We start from the raw sequence: 16,139 nt of genomic DNA on the forward strand, positions 1-16,139 counted from the left end.
AAATCAAAAATCAAATTATCTTCCTCCAAAGATACTACTTCCAATTCGAACCATGGTGCTTCCGCATTCAATTGCAAGTTGATAATCGCCGGACATTCCCATAGAAAGAATGGTAAATTGGGAATTATGAATTGTGAGTTGATCAAAAATCGATTTCAAATGTGAGAATTCTTTCTTGATTTGATCTTTATTGTCTGTAAAAGTTGCCATTCCCATTAGTCCAACAATTCGAATATTTTTCATTTCCTCGAATTCACTTGAGGATAGGAGTGAAGCCAGTTCTTGCTCGTCAAGACCAAATTTAGTTTCTTCTTCGGCAATGTGCATTTGTAATAAACAATCAATAATTCTATTCTGTTTTAGCGCTTGTTTATTGATTTCCTGTAGTAATTTCAAACTATCTACACCATGAATCAAGCTCACAAATTGTGCCATAAATTTGACTTTATTTGTTTGAACGTGACCTATCATGTGCCATTGAATGTCTTTGGGCATTTGTTCCCATTTTTCGGACATTTCCTGGATTTTGTTTTCTCCAAAAATGCGTTGACCGGCTTCATAGGCTTCCATTAAATCGGAAACAGGTTTAGTTTTTGAAACCGCAACCAAGGTTACATGTTCCGGTAAAGTGGATTTTATTTGGAGTAAATTATTTTTTATTGACATTTTAATATTTTGATTTTAAAGCGTTACTAAAACCTAAAGTTCATACACGACTAATCCGCTTCTAAATTTTGGCTCAATATATGTACTTTTTGGAGGCATTATTAGATTGGCATCAGCCAAGGCTTTTATTTCTCCAATGTTTGAAGGGAATAGTATAAAACCGATTTCAAATTCTCCTTGATCAATTTTGTTCTTTACTTCCAATACAGATTGTTTTCCTGAAAGGTATTCTATTCGCTCATCATTGCGTAAATCCTCGATGGCTAGAATGGGCAACAACACTTTTTTGTATAAAATTTGTGTGTCTAGACTATCCAAAGCTGTCTGGAAAACTTCATTTTCTTTCCGTAAAATTAAGCTATAAAATGCATTGTCCAGATACATTCCGAATTGATGTTTTTGAGAAGGCTGAAAAGGTTGCTGAAATTTATTTTCAAGAATAAAATTCTTTTCTAACTCCTTTAAGAAATCTTCTTTTGAGAAACCGTTTAAATCTTTTACTAAACGATTGAATTCATATATTTTGACGTTGTTTTCGGAAATTAAATAGCTCAGGATGTGATTTTTTGCAGTGTTTTCCGGATCATCATTTTCCTCAGATAATAATTTCAGTGCTTCAGTACGATGATGACCGTCAGCGATATAAAGATTATTAGTCTTTTCAAATATGTTTTGCAGCCAATTGATTTCTAATCCATCTTCAATTTTCCACAGATAATGAATCTCTTTTTTTGTAGTTGAAAATTCAAAATCGGCTAATTTTTGGGTACAATTAAAAATCCAGTTTTCGATTGTTTTATTATCAGGATAGGTCATTAAAACCGGTTCTGTATTAAACTCTGAATATTTCATGTAGTCTTTGAGTAATCGGACTCTGAAAGCAATAATATCTTCATGTTTTTTGATGATATTATTACAATAATCTGCCACACTTGTCCCCGCAATAATCCCAGTGAATGAATGAGTTTTGGTAACAATTTTATGAATATAAATAGCAGGTTTTTTATCTTTTACTAAAATGATTTCATTTTTGAAATCCTCGTATTTTTGATGTACTTGTCGGTATCTTTTTTCAAAAGAAACGCTTTCCTGATTGGTGTAAGCTGGTTTTAGAATATGCAAAAAAGACAACGGATTGAAATCCAATTGCGCCGCTAATTCAGCATTTACATATTCTTCATAAGAACGGCAAGTAACAAGGCAAACCTTATCACGAGTAGGACGAACTGCTTTGAAAGGAACTATTTTAGCCATAATTATGTCAAAAGTCAAAAGTCAAAAGTCGAATGTCTAAAGAAGCGGACTTTAAGACTTTTGACTTTCAAACTTTATGACATTAAATAAATTGTTTAGAAATTTTCTCTGCTTTTTTGCTTTCAGAATAATCGTAGAAACCTTCACCGGATTTTACACCCATTTTTCCTGCACGAACCATATTTACCAATAATGGGCAAGGAGCATATTTTGGATTTTTGAAACCGTCGTACATTACATTTAAAATGGCTAAACATACGTCAAGACCAATAAAATCTGCTAATTGCAAAGGTCCCATTGGGTGACCCATTCCAAGTTTCATAACTGTGTCAATTTCATAAACACCGGCCACTTTATTGTATAATGTTTCGATAGCTTCGTTAATCATTGGCATCAAAATTCTATTGGCAACAAAACCAGGATAATCGTTTACTTCAACAGGAGTTTTTCCTAATTTCTCAGAAAGATTCATGATGATTTTTGTTACTTCGTCAGAAGTATTATAACCGCGGATGATTTCCACCAATTTCATAATTGGCACCGGATTCATAAAATGCATACCGATAACACGTTCTGGATGTGCCACAACTGCTCCAATTTGAGTAATTGAAATCGAAGAAGTATTGGTTGCTAAAATCGTATTATGAGAACAAGCCTCGTTTAATTGTTTGAAGATATTTAATTTCAATTCAACATTTTCAGTTGCAGCTTCAACCACTAAATCTGCACCTACAACACCATCTTTGATATCTGTGTAAGTGATAATATTGGTAATCGTTTTGGCTTTATCTTCTTGGGTAATGCTCCCTTTTGCAATCATTCGGTCTAAATTTGCGGCGATAGTTGCCATTCCTTTATCCAAAGATTTCTCTGAAACATCTATTAATTTTACGGTAAAACCACTTTGTGCAAAGGTGTGGGCGATTCCATTCCCCATTGTTCCTGCTCCGATTACGGCTATTGTTTTCATATTTTTTATTTTAAAGTTTAAAAGTTTAAAGTTTAAAGTTCTCTCGAGCAACTTTAGACTTTAAACTTTAAACAAATTTTATTTACTTTTTAAAACAATTTATAATTTGATACGCCACTCTTAGCGCCTCTGTAGCCTGTTCCAATGTTACAACAGGTTCTGTATCATTGATTATAGCATCTGCAAATGATTCTAATTCATCAAGAATTGCGTTGTTTTGTTCTACATCTGGATTAGAGAAGTAGATTTGTTTTTTTACACCTTCGGCATTTTGTAAAATCATATCGAAATCGCCGGGAACTTCAGGGGCATCTTTCATTTTTACTACTTCACATTTCTTTTCTAAGAAATCCACCGAGATGTAAGCGTCTTTCTGGAAAAAACGAGATTTACGCATATTTTTCATCGAAATTCGGCTCGCCGTTAAATTGGCAACACAACCGTTTTCGAATTCTATTCTTGCATTGGCAATATCCGGTGTATCACTGATAACCGAAACGCCACTGGCATTTATATTTTTTACTTTAGATTTTACAACGCTCAAAATAGCATCAATATCATGAATCATCAAATCCAATACTACAGGAACATCGGTTCCACGAGGATTAAATTCAGCAAGACGATGGGTTTCTATAAACATGGGATTTTCAATCATGTTTTTGGTAGCAATGAACGCTGGATTGAAACGCTCAACATGTCCAACTTGACCTTTTACATTGTACTCTTTTGCCAAAGCGATAATTTCTTCGGCTTCTTCAACCGTATTTGAAATGGGTTTTTCAATAAAAACATGCTTACCGGATTTGATGGCTACTTTAGCACATTTGTAGTGAGAAAGAGTTGGTGTTACAATGTCAATTACATCAACTGCATGAATAAGAGTTGCAATTGTGCTAAAATGTTTATATCCAAATTCTTTAGAAACCTTCTCAGCATTCTCTTGATTTGGGTCATAAAAACCAACTAATTCATATTTATCAGATTGTTGTAATAAACGCAAATGTATTTTTCCTAGATGACCAGCACCTAATACTCCAATTTTCAGCATAACGATGTAATTTTTACAAAAATAGCAATAAAATGATTAATCTATTATTGATGTGGGACAATTATTCAGTTAATTTAAAATTTAAAATCCAACATTTGAATTCAGAAATTCTTTTCTATTTTTACCAAAATAAAATAGTAAATTTTGAAAGACACAGCCAAGCATCAAGGACTTCGGAATCAATTAGTAAGCGTTTTAGAGCAAAAAGGGATTACTGATAAAAGTGTTTTGGATGCGATAAAAAAGATTCCAAGACATTTATTTTTAAATTCCAGTTTTGAAGATTATGCTTATCAAGATAAAGCATTTCCCATTGGAGCAGGTCAAACGATATCACAACCCTACACTGTAGCTTTTCAATCCCAATTATTAGAAGTAAAAAAAGAACATAAAATTTTAGAAATAGGAACAGGTTCAGGATATCAAACAGCAGTTTTATGCATGTTAGGAGCCAAGGTTTTTAGTGTTGAAAGACAGAAAGAATTGTTCAAGCAAACTTCTGTATTATTTCCAAAATTGAGTATTCGTCCTAAACATCTCTCTTTTGGAGATGGTTATAAAGGGTTACCAGGTTATGCACCTTTTGATAGTATTATTGTTACTGCCGGTGCTCCGTTTATTCCCCAGCCTTTGATGGCACAGCTAAAAATAGGAGGAAGATTGGTTATTCCATTAGGGGAAGAGGTGCAAATTATGACTTTGCTAATCAGAAAAAATGAAACACAATTTGAAAAACATGAGTTTGGTGAATTTCGATTCGTTCCTTTATTAGAAGATAAAAATTAAAATAGAAACCAGTCTCGTTAAGACAGGCTTTTTTTTTATACTATTTTTTTGATGACTCTTAATTTATGAGTATGCTTATTTGTCTCAGCATTAAATATTCCTAAATGATCTATGCGATCAATTCGTACTTTTCCACTGGCGTGAATGATGTAATTATCGGCCATTATGATTCCTACATGAATAATGTTGCCTTCTTCATTATCAAAAAATGCTAAGTCTCCAGGTTCGCTTTCTTCAATAAAACTTAATGCTTCCCCTTGTGTTGATTGTTGAGAGGCATCTCTCAATAATTTGTATCCATTGAGTTTGTATACCATTTGGGTAAAACCCGAGCAATCAATACCAAAAGGAGTTTTTCCTCCCCAAAGGTAAGGAGCATTCAAATACATAAAAGCAGTGTTTATTAAGTTCTCTTTGCTTTTTTCTCCACTGGTTTTAGTTCCTTCAAAATCAAAATTCGAAATATTTATCTCATTATGATGTATAAAAGATAAAGAGGAACCAAGCGGAATGGGTATCAATAAATTATTTGGTGCGGTAATATATTCTATTAAATCAGCATTTAAAATGATAGCTTCAGAAGATAGTTGATTAAAACTGGCTTCGGAAATCAGTTGTAATTGTTTAGAATCTATCCAACCTTCGTAATCATCATATTGCATTCTGATTTTGGACCATTGTCTCAATTGCTCTAAAATTTCAAAATGTTCACCAAATAAAACTTGAGAAACGATTTCGCTTCTGTCACTAGGTTCAAAGCGAAGTGGGATTATGGCTAGATTACAAATTCCGAACATTTAGGTTCTTTTATGAGTTAAGAATTAAGAGTTATAGACTTGAAAAAAACTATAACTCTTAATCTATAATTATTTAAGCTCTTTCAATAACAATTGCTGAAGCACCGCCACCGCCATTGCAAATTGCAGCAGCACCAATTTTAGCATTGTTTTGTTCTAAAACATTTAATAACGTAACAATGATTCTAACTCCTGAACAACCAAGAGGATGTCCTAAAGATACAGCGCCACCATTTACATTTACTTTGTTGTCTTCTAATCCAAGAATTTGTGAATTAGCCAAACCTACAACGGCAAATGCTTCATTAAATTCAAAATAATCTACATCATTAATCGTTATTCCAGCTTTTTCCAATGCTTTAGGAATTGCTTTTGCAGGACTTGTAGTAAACCATTTAGGTTCTTGAGCGGCATCAGCATATCCGTTGATGTAAGCCAAAGGTTTTAGTCCTAAAGCGATTGCTTTTTTCTCACTCATTAATATTACTGCTGCTGCTCCATCGTTTATTGTTGATGCATTAGCTGCTGTTACAGTTCCATCTTTTGTGAAAACGGCATTCAATGATGGTATTTTATCTAATTTCACATTCGTGAATTCTTCATCTTTAGAAACGATGATAGGATCTCCTTTTCTTTGTGGAACAGGAACAGGAACAACTTCATTGTCAAATTTTCCTGAATCCCATGCTTTTGCACTACGCTCATACGATTGAATTGCGTAGTTATCTTGATCTTCTCTTGTAATATTATATTCTGAAGCACATAAGTCAGCACACACTCCCATAGCGCTGTTATCATAAGCATCAGTAAGCCCGTCTTTCTGCATTCCGTCAATCATGGTTGCAGGGCCAAATTTAGTTCCATTTCTTAAATTCATATAATGTGGAATCAAACTCATGTTTTCCATTCCACCGGCAACTACAATTTCGGCATCACCGCATTGAATAGCTTGTGCGCCTAACATAACTGCTTTCATTCCTGAAGCACATACTTTATTTATTGTGGTGCAGGCAACTGAATCTGGTAAACCGGCAAATAGTGCAGCTTGTCTTGCAGGAGCTTGTCCTACACCGGCTTGAACTACATTGCCCATGAATACTTCATCAATTAAATTTGGATCTAACTTTATTTTATCTAAAGCACCTTTAATAGCGATTGCTCCTAATTTTGGAGCAGTAACTGTAGATAATCCCCCCATAAAACTTCCGATAGGTGTCCTAACGGCAGAAACGATAACAACTCTTTTGTTCATGACTTTTTTATAATGTTGGTTTATGAAGCAAATTTAATCTTTTTTAAACAATTTCAAATTTTGATTTTGCCATTATCTTTTTTTAAATTTATTTCTATTCTATATATTTGATTGTGAAGTGTTTTTGTAAAAATGATAAAAAATATTAAAAAAAAGGTCTTAAATAGTTGTGAGAAACGTAAAGATGTCTTAAATTTGCAACCGCAAAACAGGACACGTTTCTTTGAGCTTGGAGGGGTGCCAGAGTGGTAATGGAGCAGTTTGCTAAACTGTCATCGAGTAATCGGTGCCAGGGTTCGAGTCCCTGTCCCTCCGCTTTTTAATTTTCTTTTCGGGGTGTAGCGTAGCTCGGTTATCGCGCCTGCTTTGGGAGCAGGAGGCCGCAGGTTCGAATCCTGCCACCCCGACTAATTTTTTTTACATGAGCAATGGAGGCATAGCTCAGCTGGATAGAGCACCTGCCTTCTAAGCAGGCGGTCGAAGGTTCGAATCCTTCTGCCTTCACTTAAAACGATACTAGAAATAGTATCGTTTTTTTTGTTTTTATAGTTCCTGAAATCCCTTTATTTATTCTATTTTTATAAAAAATAGCATTTATGACTTCCTACTTCAAACCATTTGTACTTCTGCTTTCTTTTTTATGTATTGTTTCCTGTAAATCGCAAACTATTGTTTCTGCTGGTCAAGAAAGGAATTCTACAAGTATCAATGATACTACATTTGTAAATTTAAAAGAGTATAGTCAAGATTTTGTGTATGATATGAAGTATGCAACGTCTGATAATTTCCTGAAAGCAAAAGTGTATGATTGTGCGGAATGTTTTTTACGTTTAAAAACTGTTAATGCACTAGTTGATGTGAATAAAAAATTCTTGGAAAAAGGATACAAAATCAAAATTTTTGATTGTTACCGCCCTTTGGACATTCAGAAAAAAATGTGGAAAATTGTATCTAACCCTGAATATGTTGCAAATCCTGCCAAAGGTTCTATTCACAATAGAGGAGGAGCCGTAGATATTACTTTGGTAGACAGAAATGGAAAAGAATTAGACATGGGAACTTCTTTCGATTTTTTTGGAGTTGAGGCGGGCCACAATTATCCAAATCTTTCAGAAGTAGTAAAACAAAATAGAATACTATTAAAAACAATTATGACTAGCAGCGGTTTTAATTCTTTTGATTCAGAATGGTGGCACTACAATTTGAAGTCAGGTTTGAATGATAAAGTTTCTAATGCTAAATGGGAATGTAAATAGCCTTTATTCAATACATTTTAAGTAATTGATGAAGTAGTTTTCCGGATTGTAAATTTCATTGGTTAATTCTGATTTAAACTCTTTTTTAAAGACATAATCTTCGGTATCTGTCAAATATTTAATTCGCATCATGGACACTGGAGAGCTTTTTAATTCTTTAAAGCTATCTTTCATAAACATGAAAATACCTGAATTAACCCTATTATCAAATCCTTTATCGTCGCGTAACATAGTACCGCAATTTTCTTGATCGATATGTATTAATGTGATTATTTTTCCATTGTTTAACTGTAGAAATAATTTAGAATTTTTATCAAAACAATTCGCTTTCAAAAAATCTTTGCTTTTTTGAATTAATTGCACACTCAATGTTGGTATTCCATCTGTTAATGCCAAAGAATAAAAAATATAACTGGAATTTCCGGCAAAATTTTTCTCGCTAATCATGTATTCTTTTGTCGATTTGTAAGTACCTAAAGAATCGGTAACATTTGCGTTATATTCACATGGTTTTTGAGCAAATATATTCAAGCTGAGGAATAATAAAGTTATTGTTATAACGTATTTCATTTTTATGATATTTTGGTGCAAATTAAAACTATTTTATGATTATTTTCATCAGTTGTGAAAAAACAATATACATCTCCTCCATCTTTTATTTTCCATTTTTTTCGAATGGTTTCTACGCTGTCAGGAAAATTACGGGTAGTGATATTTGCTTGACTTTTTTCTAAATAACTTTTCATTTCCGTTTTGTTGTAAGGAAATGTATTTTGAATTTCAAAAACGCGCCCCGGAAAAGATAGTAAAGCTGTTGATGTATACAAATGAGAATGTTTTTGTAATTTATTTAGAGCATAAAACGAGCTTACTTCATCAAATCCACCCGATTTCATGATAGCGCTGTTGGGTTCGTATAAATACTTTTGAGGCAAGCTTAAGTTCGGGAATTTACAATTTTCGTTCAGAACAAAATCAAATGTTTCTGTTTTATCTTTTAAAATATTGACAGTTTTAATGTTTATATTTCCAGAATAATCTTTGTGTAATTCCCATAATAATTCTTTTACTTCATTCTCTAAAGCTACGATATTAATCGTTTTTACGTGTTTTAATTCGGATAAGCCAGCAGAAATATCAAGAATAGGTGCTGTTTTTATTAGAACGGCATTTGAATGCGTAAAATAAAAATCAATATTTTCAGGAACATTTGGTAAACAATCCTTTAGCATGAATACTTTGCCTTTTATGTCATTTCGTCTGGAAGGATCAATGTAAATCCAGTCCCATTTTGCATTTAAAGTGTTTAATGTAGCTAAACTATCTCCAGCATAGCAGGTGATATTAGAAACATTTAATTGCTCAAAATTGTGTTTTACCAAACTTGACAGTTCTGGATTAATTTCACAATGAACAACTGTTTTTATTTTTTTTGCAAAGTAAAAATCGTCAACTCCAAAGCCTCCAGTTAAATCGATTAGAGATTCTCCGGATATAATTGAAGCTTTATAGGCTGCGGTTTTTTCAGAGGAAGTTTGTTCTATTGAAATTTTAATTGGATAAATAATATTTTTTGTCGAAAACCAAGTTGGGAGTTTTTCTTTAGCTTTTGTTTTGGCTTCTATTTGGTTCAAAATAGAAATCCAATCCACTTCTTGAAAGGGATTTTTTTGAAGAGCTAACTTTGAAATGCTTTTGCCAATATTATTATCGATAAACGCCTGTATTTCGGCATTTAGAATCCTTAAATCCAAAATTAAATATCTTTAGTTAATAGTTGAATGATTTTGTTTTCAGGAAAGAATTCTTTTCCAATCACTTTTATTATGGTGTATAAAGGAACTGCCACAATCATCCCTACTATTCCAAAAAGGAAACCTGCAATTAGGATTACTAGAAATATTTCTAAAGGATGTGAACTTACGCTTTTGGAAAAAATTATAGGTTGCGATAGATTATTATCAATTACTTGAACAATCCAAAAACCTATTAATACATAAATTGTTGTAGGTAAAATTTCAGATTGAAAATCACTTCCTAAATTACTCATCATAGTTAAAATTGCGGCTAAAAAAGAGGCAATCAATGGACCAATATACGGAATGATATTTAGCACCGCGCATAAAAAAGCAATTACAATGGCATTTGGAACGCCAAAAATAACTAGAACTATAAGGTATAAAAGGAATACAATAAATAATTGAAGCAGTAAACCAATAAAATAACGCGACAGTAAATGATTTATTTTTTCCAATGAATTCAAAATTTGATCTTCATGACTGTCTGGAATTAATTTTTCAGCACCAATAATAAACATTAATCGGTCTTTTAAAAAGAAAAAAGTGATGAACAGAACCGATCCCAATCCCATTCCGAAACTGCTGATGGTACCTAAAATTGCATTTAAAAAATTAGGGATAATATTGAAATTTATTTTAGAGGTAATGTTTGCTTCTTTTAAAACTTGTGCGGAATCAATTTGGTGATTGTCCAAAAACACAGTGATTTGATTGATTAACTGAACTATGTTTTTTTCAATTTCAGCAGTGTTAAGCAGCGATAAGTTTTCCCCTTGTGATAAAATTAAAGGTATAAACATCATTATAAACCCTAATATGATCAATATGAAAATAAATAAAGTGGTAATAGTTGCAAATAGATGGTTGAATTTCAATCTTTTTTTGAAAAAGTCTAAAATAGGATTTCCAATCAGTGTAAGTATAAAAGATACCACTAGATAAATTAGAACCGATTGAATTTTATAGAAGAAGAACAAAATTAAACCAACGAAAACCGTTGTTAATAATGCTCTGATAATGCCATTTGAAATGGTTTTAGATGTAATCATATTGCTATTTTAGGTTATAAAGATAAAAAAAACTCGCTAACAAGTAGCGAGTTTTAAAATCTAAAAAAACTAAAAAACTATATTCCAAAACTAGCTCTTGATCCGCCAGAAACGAATAAAGCAGCCATTCTTGATTTTTGACCGTTAGAGAACATATACATTCCTCTATCGTCTGTGTAATCCATGTAATTCATAGTCATTTCTACTGGAGTTCCAGAACAAGTGCTGTAATGTGGGTAAGCAGGTACACCGTAGTTAGCAGTGTTGTGTGTAGGTGTATCAGAAACTAAATCACTTCCACAAGTTGCATCTCCCCAAATATGACGTAAGTTCATCCAGTGACCAACTTCGTGAGTAGCTGTTCTTCCTAAGTTGTAAGGATAAATAGCAGTTCCGGTAGTTCCTAAATATTTAGAATCAATTGCAACACCATCTGTTGAAGATGATCCTCCAGGAAACTGAGCATATCCTAAGATTCCACCACCAATAGTACAAATCCAAAGATTTAATTTTGTTGTTGGAGATGTTGGAGCCAAACCACCATAAGTAGTTTTCTTCATAGTGTCTGTTGTTCCCCAAGATGTTTTAGTAGTTGATTTTCTGATTACTTGGTCTAAAACAAAAGAGATTCCTACATTCGCTTTAACTCCAGAAAATAATGCAGGAACGCTATTGAAATCAGAATTAGCTGCGTTAAAATCTTTGTTTAATACATCAATTTGTGATTGAATCTGTGCTAATGAAATATTTTCGGCAGTAGTTCTGTAAAGAACATTTACAACTACAGGAATTTGAACCTTTCCATTTACTAAACGTGCAGTAGACATTGTTTTTTGTGTAAATGCTTCAATTTCGTTCATTCTTAAGGCTAAAGTTGGATCAGCCTTCATTTGGGCCGCTAAAACCTCTTGAGATGCACAACCGCGTTTTGTAACTGCATCAGCAGATGGAGTCATTTCTGTTGTTTCATTTTGACAAGAAAAAAGCATCAATAATGCTACAGCAGATAAAAGAATTTTTTTCATAATAAATTTGTTATAAATTAATGGTTTTGGTTAATTGTTTCACAATTTTATAACAATTTTTACTAAAAACAAATTTTTTAAACATTTATTTAAAAAATAATTTAAAAGATGTTGAAATTATGCTTTTAAGGTATGAACTTTAAATAGTTCAACCTTACAATTTTAGCATATAATGCTATTAAATAAGATTTATGGAGTTAATATCTACTTCAGCATTAAACGAAAAATAAAATCATATATAGGCTTTTAAATAAAAAAGAGGCGACTTTTTAGGTCGCCTCTCTTATTAAGTTTTAAAGGGAATTAAATTATATTCCGAAACCTGCTCTTGATCCACCAGAAACAAAAATTGCAGCCATTCTTGATTTTTGACCGTTAGAGAACATGTACATTCCTCTATCGTCTGTGTAATCCATGTAGTTCATAGTCATTTCTACTGGAGTTCCAGTACAAGTGCTGTAATGTGGGTAAGCTGGTACACCGTAGTTAGCAGTGTTGTGTGTAGGTGTATCAGAAACTAAATCACTTCCACAAGTTGCATCTCCCCAAATATGACGTAAGTTCATCCAGTGACCAACTTCGTGAGTAGCTGTTCTTCCTAAGTTGTAAGGATAAGCTCCTGATCCAGATAATCCAAAATATTTTGAATCGATTACAACACCATCAGTAGTTGTTGATCCTCCAGGAAATTGAGCATAACCTAAGATTCCACCACCAATAGTACAAGCCCACATGTTAAGTTTTGTTGTAGGTGAAGTAGGATCTAAACCTCCTTGTTTTGTTTTTTTCATCGCATCTCTAGTTCCCCAAGATGTTTTAGTAGTAGATTTTCTATTTACTGTTTCTAAAACAAAAGTGATTCCAACATTTGCAGCAACTCCAGAGAATAAAGCAGGTGTACTGCTGAAATCTGAATTAGTTGCATTAAAATCGTCATTTAATACATCAATTTGAGATTGAATTTGAGCATTAGAAATGTTTTCTGCAGCAGTTTTATACAATACGTTTACTACAACAGGAATTTCAACTTTTCCATTTACTAAACGACCAGATAGCATTGCTTTTTGAGTAAATGCTTCAATTTCGTTCATTCTTAAAGCTAAAGTTGGGTCAGCTTTCAATTGTGCTTCAAGAACTTCTTGAGACGCACAACCGCGTCGTGCCAATACACTGGCTTCTGGTGCAACTTCTGTTGTTTCATTTTGACAAGAGAAAAGCATCAATAATGCTACGGCAGATAAAAGAATTTTTTTCATAAAAAATTTGTTATAAATTAATAGATTTGGTTAATTATTTCACAATTTTATAACAATTTTTTCACAAAAAAAATTTTATTGAAAAAAAAAATTAAAAAATAAATCATTCTATTGATTTTACTGCTTTGAGTTAATTTTAAAGATTTACAATTTACAAGTACTTTCATACAAATTTTTTTCTACCAGATTTCAACATTCCAAAATTGTAGTGATAATGGATTCATTTAAGAGATATTTTGTCATTAAATAAAATAATCTCATAAATGTATATGAAATTGATGTTTTTATTTTTTGCTGTAAATAGCCTTTTGGAGGTTATTTTTCCATATTTTTCAGTACCTGTGTGTGTAATATATTTTTGTTGAAACGGTTTTAAATGAAAACGCCTATTCAAATCTAAATATTGAATAGGCCGTCTAAAATGAAACTTGAAAACGGAATTCTTAATTATTAAAAATATAATTAAGAATATTTGCGCCCATTTTTAATGCTTTTTCACGAACATCAATTGGGTCGTTATTCACTTCTGGATCTTCCCAACCGTCTCCTAAATCACATTCGTAGGTGTAAAGCAATACTAATTTGTTTTCAACAAATATCCCAAAGGCTTGCGGTCGTTTTCCATCATGTTCATGTATTTTTGGCAATCCGTTTGGGAATGAATACGGTTTTTGAAAAATGGCATGATTGGATGGGATTTCAATCAGGTTATTATTTGGAAATATTTTTTTTATTTCTTTTCGTATGTATTGATCCATACCGTAATTATCATCAATATGGAGAAATCCTCCGGCGAGTAAAAAATTTTTAAGATTACTACTGTCAGCATCACTAAAAACAACATTTCCATGTCCAGTCATGTGAACATAGGGATAGGAGAATAAATCAGGACTGCTGGGTTCAACAGTTGATGGTTTTGTTTTTATTCGGGTATTGATATTGGCATTACAATATTTTATCAAGTTGGGCAAAGAGGTAGGATTTGCATACCAATCACCGCCGCCGCTATATTTTACCAGAGCAATTTCTTGTGAAAATGTTGGTATTGAAAACAATAACAGGAGATAAAATAGTTGTTTCATAATTGCATAAAATCAGTTATTATTCTTCTTCATTGACAAAAACTACGCTATGGCAGGCAACAATTGCAGCGGTTTCAGTCCTTAATCTGGTATTTCCTAATGAAACTGGGATAAAGTTATTTTCAAGAGCTAAAGTAATTTCTTTTTCGGAAAAATCACCTTCCGGACCTATGAGTAGCGTTATATTTTCATTGGGTTTCAAAACTGATTTCAGTGTTCTTTTATCCGTTTCTTCGCAATGTGCAATCAGTTTTAAACCTTCTCTTTCAAGTTTAATGAATTCTTTGAAGGTTATGGCATTATTTAATTTTGGTAAATACAATTCATTAGATTGCTTCATGGCAGCCAACAAAATTTTATCAAATCGTTCATTATTGATGACTTTTCGCTCAGAATGATCACAAATGATAGGCGTGATTTCATGTATGCCTATTTCGGTTGCTTTTTCAAGAAACCATTCGTAACGATCATTCATTTTAGTAGGCGCTACGGCTAAATGCAAATGAAATTTTGTGGCTGGTGCTTTTTCGAAAGAAAGGATTTTAACAGTGCATTTGCTATCCGAAGCTAATGTGATTTCTGTTTTAAATAAAAAACCCAAGCCATTGGTTACAAATAATATATCAGTATCTTTCTTTCGTAATACTTTAATAATATGTTTGCTTTCTTCTTTATCAAAAGAAAAAGTTTTGGTAGATTCTGTAATATTTGGATTGTAAAATAATTGCATAATTTATAATTGTATTCTTGCTTTAGAAACAACAGAAGAAGTTTCAAATTTTTGCGATAAAAACTTTTGATAACCTACAATTCCAATCATTGCAGCATTATCGGTAGTGTATTCAAATTTAGGAATAAAGGTTTTCCAACCGTATTTATTCTCTGTTTCTTTTAATGTGTTTCGAATTCCAGAATTTGCAGAAACTCCTCCGCCGATAGCGATTTGTTTTATTCCAGTTTCCTTTACTGCCAATTTTATTTTGTCCATTAAAATTTCAATAATCGTATGTTGAATGGATGCGCAAATATCATTGAGGTTTTCGTCAACAAAATTGGGGTTTTCTAATTTTTTCTTTTGAATAAAATACAGAATAGCTGTTTTTAAACCCGAAAAGCTGAAATCCAATCCTGGGACTTTTGGTTTAGTAAATGCAAAAGCTTTTGGATTTCCTAATTGTGCATATTTGTCAATTAAAGGACCGCCAGGATAGGGAAGACCCAGTATTTTTGCACTTTTATCAAAAGCTTCGCCAACCGCATCATCAGTGGTTTCTCCAATTACGGTCATTTCAAAATAGTTGTCCACTTTTATAATTTGAGTGTGTCCTCCGCTTATGGTCAACGCCAAAAAAGGGAAAGTAGGTTTTTCATATCCTTCTTCATCTATAAAATGAGCTAAAACGTGCGCCTGCATGTGGTTTACAGCAATCAATGGAACTTTCAAGGCCAAAGCAATTGATTTTGCAAATGAGCTTCCTACTAAAAGCGACCCCATCAGTCCAGGACCTTGTGTAAAGGCAATTGCCGATAGCTGTTCTTTTTGTATATTTGCATTACGAAGTGCGGCATCGATTACCGGAACTATGTTTTGTTGGTGCGCGCGAGAGGCCAGTTCAGGAACCACGCCGCCATATTGATTGTGTATAAGCTGATTTGCAACAACATTTGACAACACTTTATCGTTTTGTAAAATAGCAGCAGCGGTATCGTCACAGGAACTTTCGATGGCAAGAATAAAAACCTCGGAATTTTGCATAAAAAGGCACAGATTTTGAATTACATTTGACAAGTCGATTGTAAAAATCGTTTTGTAGCAGCCAAAATTAAAGAATTTTTATTTAAGGTGCTTCCGTTTCCAAAGGCAAAATGAAATATTAGAAAATTTAAATTATATATAGG

The 16,139-nt window shown here is 32.8% G+C and carries 16 protein-coding genes and 3 tRNA genes; 5 read left to right on the forward strand and 14 right to left on the reverse strand.

Annotation, left to right across the window (positions count from 1 at the left end):
* Positions 1-15: 15 nt before the first annotated feature.
* The 4 genes from QLS31_RS09585 to QLS31_RS09600 form a co-directional block, all read right to left on the reverse strand.
* Positions 16-666 (reverse strand): YggS family pyridoxal phosphate-dependent enzyme, encoded by a 651-nt coding sequence (locus QLS31_RS09585; RefSeq protein ID WP_282743674.1) that lies wholly within the window; start codon positions 664-666, stop codon positions 16-18.
* 33 nt (positions 667-699) lie between these two features.
* Positions 700-1,920: a DUF1015 domain-containing protein gene (locus tag QLS31_RS09590; RefSeq protein ID WP_282743675.1), complete on the reverse strand. Its 1,221-nt coding sequence runs from the start codon at positions 1,918-1,920 to the stop codon at positions 700-702.
* 82 nt (positions 1,921-2,002) lie between these two features.
* A complete protein-coding gene (locus QLS31_RS09595; protein ID WP_282712596.1) occupies positions 2,003-2,890 on the reverse strand; it encodes a 3-hydroxybutyryl-CoA dehydrogenase in 888 nt (295 codons plus the stop codon).
* An 82-nt stretch (positions 2,891-2,972) separates the two neighbouring features.
* Entirely contained in the window at positions 2,973-3,938 is a 966-nt protein-coding gene (locus QLS31_RS09600; protein WP_282743676.1) for a Gfo/Idh/MocA family oxidoreductase, read from the reverse strand.
* Positions 3,939-4,082: 144 nt separating this feature from the next.
* Between QLS31_RS09600 and QLS31_RS09605 the strand changes: the two genes are divergently transcribed.
* Positions 4,083-4,724: a protein-L-isoaspartate(D-aspartate) O-methyltransferase gene (locus QLS31_RS09605; protein ID WP_099715114.1), complete on the forward strand. Its 642-nt coding sequence runs from the start codon at positions 4,083-4,085 to the stop codon at positions 4,722-4,724.
* Positions 4,725-4,759: 35 nt separating this feature from the next.
* Here QLS31_RS09605 and QLS31_RS09610 read toward each other — a convergent pair whose 3' ends face one another.
* Together QLS31_RS09610 and QLS31_RS09615 are read right to left on the reverse strand one after the other, a co-directional pair.
* Positions 4,760-5,521: a C40 family peptidase gene (locus QLS31_RS09610; RefSeq protein ID WP_282743677.1), complete on the reverse strand. Its 762-nt coding sequence runs from the start codon at positions 5,519-5,521 to the stop codon at positions 4,760-4,762.
* 73 nt (positions 5,522-5,594) lie between these two features.
* The gene (locus QLS31_RS09615) at positions 5,595-6,773 is read right to left on the reverse strand and encodes an acetyl-CoA C-acyltransferase (protein WP_282743678.1); all 1,179 of its coding nucleotides are present in this window, start codon (positions 6,771-6,773) and stop codon (positions 5,595-5,597) included.
* Between the two features lie 231 nt (positions 6,774-7,004).
* Here QLS31_RS09615 and QLS31_RS09620 point away from each other — a divergent pair.
* The 4 genes from QLS31_RS09620 to QLS31_RS09635 all read left to right on the forward strand — a co-directional run bounded on the left by QLS31_RS09620 (position 7,005) and on the right by QLS31_RS09635 (position 8,029).
* Positions 7,005-7,088, forward strand: a tRNA-Ser gene (locus QLS31_RS09620).
* A 17-nt stretch (positions 7,089-7,105) separates the two neighbouring features.
* Positions 7,106-7,180 (forward strand) — tRNA-Pro (locus QLS31_RS09625).
* Positions 7,181-7,203: 23 nt separating this feature from the next.
* A tRNA-Arg gene (locus tag QLS31_RS09630) sits at positions 7,204-7,277 on the forward strand.
* A gap of 92 nt (positions 7,278-7,369) precedes the next feature.
* Positions 7,370-8,029 (forward strand): M15 family metallopeptidase, encoded by a 660-nt coding sequence (locus tag QLS31_RS09635; protein ID WP_282743679.1) that lies wholly within the window; start codon positions 7,370-7,372, stop codon positions 8,027-8,029.
* A 3-nt stretch (positions 8,030-8,032) separates the two neighbouring features.
* Here the strand turns inward: QLS31_RS09635 and QLS31_RS09640 are convergent, their stop codons facing one another.
* The 8 genes from QLS31_RS09640 to tsaD all read right to left on the reverse strand — a co-directional run bounded on the left by QLS31_RS09640 (position 8,033) and on the right by tsaD (position 15,996).
* Positions 8,033-8,599 carry a hypothetical protein gene (locus QLS31_RS09640; RefSeq protein WP_282743680.1) on the reverse strand — a complete coding sequence of 189 codons (567 nt, stop codon included), beginning with the start codon at positions 8,597-8,599 and terminating at the stop codon, positions 8,033-8,035.
* Positions 8,600-8,601: 2 nt separating this feature from the next.
* Positions 8,602-9,783 carry a class I SAM-dependent methyltransferase gene (locus tag QLS31_RS09645; RefSeq protein WP_282743681.1) on the reverse strand — a complete coding sequence of 394 codons (1,182 nt, stop codon included), beginning with the start codon at positions 9,781-9,783 and terminating at the stop codon, positions 8,602-8,604.
* 2 nt (positions 9,784-9,785) lie between these two features.
* Positions 9,786-10,877 (reverse strand): AI-2E family transporter, encoded by a 1,092-nt coding sequence (locus QLS31_RS09650; protein ID WP_282743682.1) that lies wholly within the window; start codon positions 10,875-10,877, stop codon positions 9,786-9,788.
* Between the two features lie 77 nt (positions 10,878-10,954).
* Positions 10,955-11,902: a zinc metalloprotease gene (locus tag QLS31_RS09655; RefSeq protein WP_121341936.1), complete on the reverse strand. Its 948-nt coding sequence runs from the start codon at positions 11,900-11,902 to the stop codon at positions 10,955-10,957.
* Positions 11,903-12,210: 308 nt separating this feature from the next.
* Positions 12,211-13,158 carry a zinc metalloprotease gene (locus tag QLS31_RS09660; RefSeq protein WP_282743683.1) on the reverse strand — a complete coding sequence of 316 codons (948 nt, stop codon included), beginning with the start codon at positions 13,156-13,158 and terminating at the stop codon, positions 12,211-12,213.
* A gap of 443 nt (positions 13,159-13,601) precedes the next feature.
* Entirely contained in the window at positions 13,602-14,240 is a 639-nt protein-coding gene (locus QLS31_RS09665; RefSeq protein WP_282743684.1) for a DUF4159 domain-containing protein, read from the reverse strand.
* Positions 14,241-14,259: 19 nt separating this feature from the next.
* Entirely contained in the window at positions 14,260-14,970 is a 711-nt protein-coding gene (locus tag QLS31_RS09670) for a 16S rRNA (uracil(1498)-N(3))-methyltransferase (protein WP_282718459.1), read from the reverse strand.
* Between the two features lie 3 nt (positions 14,971-14,973).
* Positions 14,974-15,996, reverse strand: a complete 1,023-nt coding sequence (gene tsaD, locus QLS31_RS09675) for a tRNA (adenosine(37)-N6)-threonylcarbamoyltransferase complex transferase subunit TsaD (protein ID WP_121343302.1) — start codon at positions 15,994-15,996, stop codon at positions 14,974-14,976.
* Positions 15,997-16,139: the final 143 nt, after the last annotated feature.

This window comes from Flavobacterium sp. XS2P24 (assembly GCF_030010285.1).
GTDB lineage: Bacteria > Bacteroidota > Bacteroidia > Flavobacteriales > Flavobacteriaceae > Flavobacterium > Flavobacterium algoritolerans.

Bases quoted from the DNA above. Each gene is read 5' to 3' on its own strand.
- QLS31_RS09595 (WP_282712596.1), bottom strand. From the start codon at position 2,890: ATGAAAACAATAGCCGTAATCGGAGCAGGAACAATGGGGAATGGAATC.
- QLS31_RS09670 (WP_282718459.1), bottom strand. From the start codon at position 14,970: ATGCAATTATTTTACAATCCAAATATTACAGAATCTACCAAAACTTTT.
- QLS31_RS09610 (WP_282743677.1), bottom strand. From the start codon at position 5,521: ATGTTCGGAATTTGTAATCTAGCCATAATCCCACTTCGCTTTGAACCT.
- QLS31_RS09655 (WP_121341936.1), bottom strand. From the start codon at position 11,902: ATGAAAAAAATTCTTTTATCTGCTGTAGCATTATTGATGCTTTTTTCT.
- QLS31_RS09635 (WP_282743679.1), top strand. From the start codon at position 7,370: ATGACTTCCTACTTCAAACCATTTGTACTTCTGCTTTCTTTTTTATGT.
- tsaD (WP_121343302.1), bottom strand. From the start codon at position 15,996: ATGCAAAATTCCGAGGTTTTTATTCTTGCCATCGAAAGTTCCTGTGAC.
- QLS31_RS09585 (WP_282743674.1), bottom strand. From the start codon at position 666: ATGTCAATAAAAAATAATTTACTCCAAATAAAATCCACTTTACCGGAA.
- QLS31_RS09665 (WP_282743684.1), bottom strand. From the start codon at position 14,240: ATGAAACAACTATTTTATCTCCTGTTATTGTTTTCAATACCAACATTT.
- QLS31_RS09615 (WP_282743678.1), bottom strand. From the start codon at position 6,773: ATGAACAAAAGAGTTGTTATCGTTTCTGCCGTTAGGACACCTATCGGA.
- QLS31_RS09640 (WP_282743680.1), bottom strand. From the start codon at position 8,599: ATGAAATACGTTATAACAATAACTTTATTATTCCTCAGCTTGAATATA.
- QLS31_RS09590 (WP_282743675.1), bottom strand. From the start codon at position 1,920: ATGGCTAAAATAGTTCCTTTCAAAGCAGTTCGTCCTACTCGTGATAAG.
- QLS31_RS09600 (WP_282743676.1), bottom strand. From the start codon at position 3,938: ATGCTGAAAATTGGAGTATTAGGTGCTGGTCATCTAGGAAAAATACAT.
- QLS31_RS09660 (WP_282743683.1), bottom strand. From the start codon at position 13,158: ATGAAAAAAATTCTTTTATCTGCCGTAGCATTATTGATGCTTTTCTCT.
- QLS31_RS09650 (WP_282743682.1), bottom strand. From the start codon at position 10,877: ATGATTACATCTAAAACCATTTCAAATGGCATTATCAGAGCATTATTA.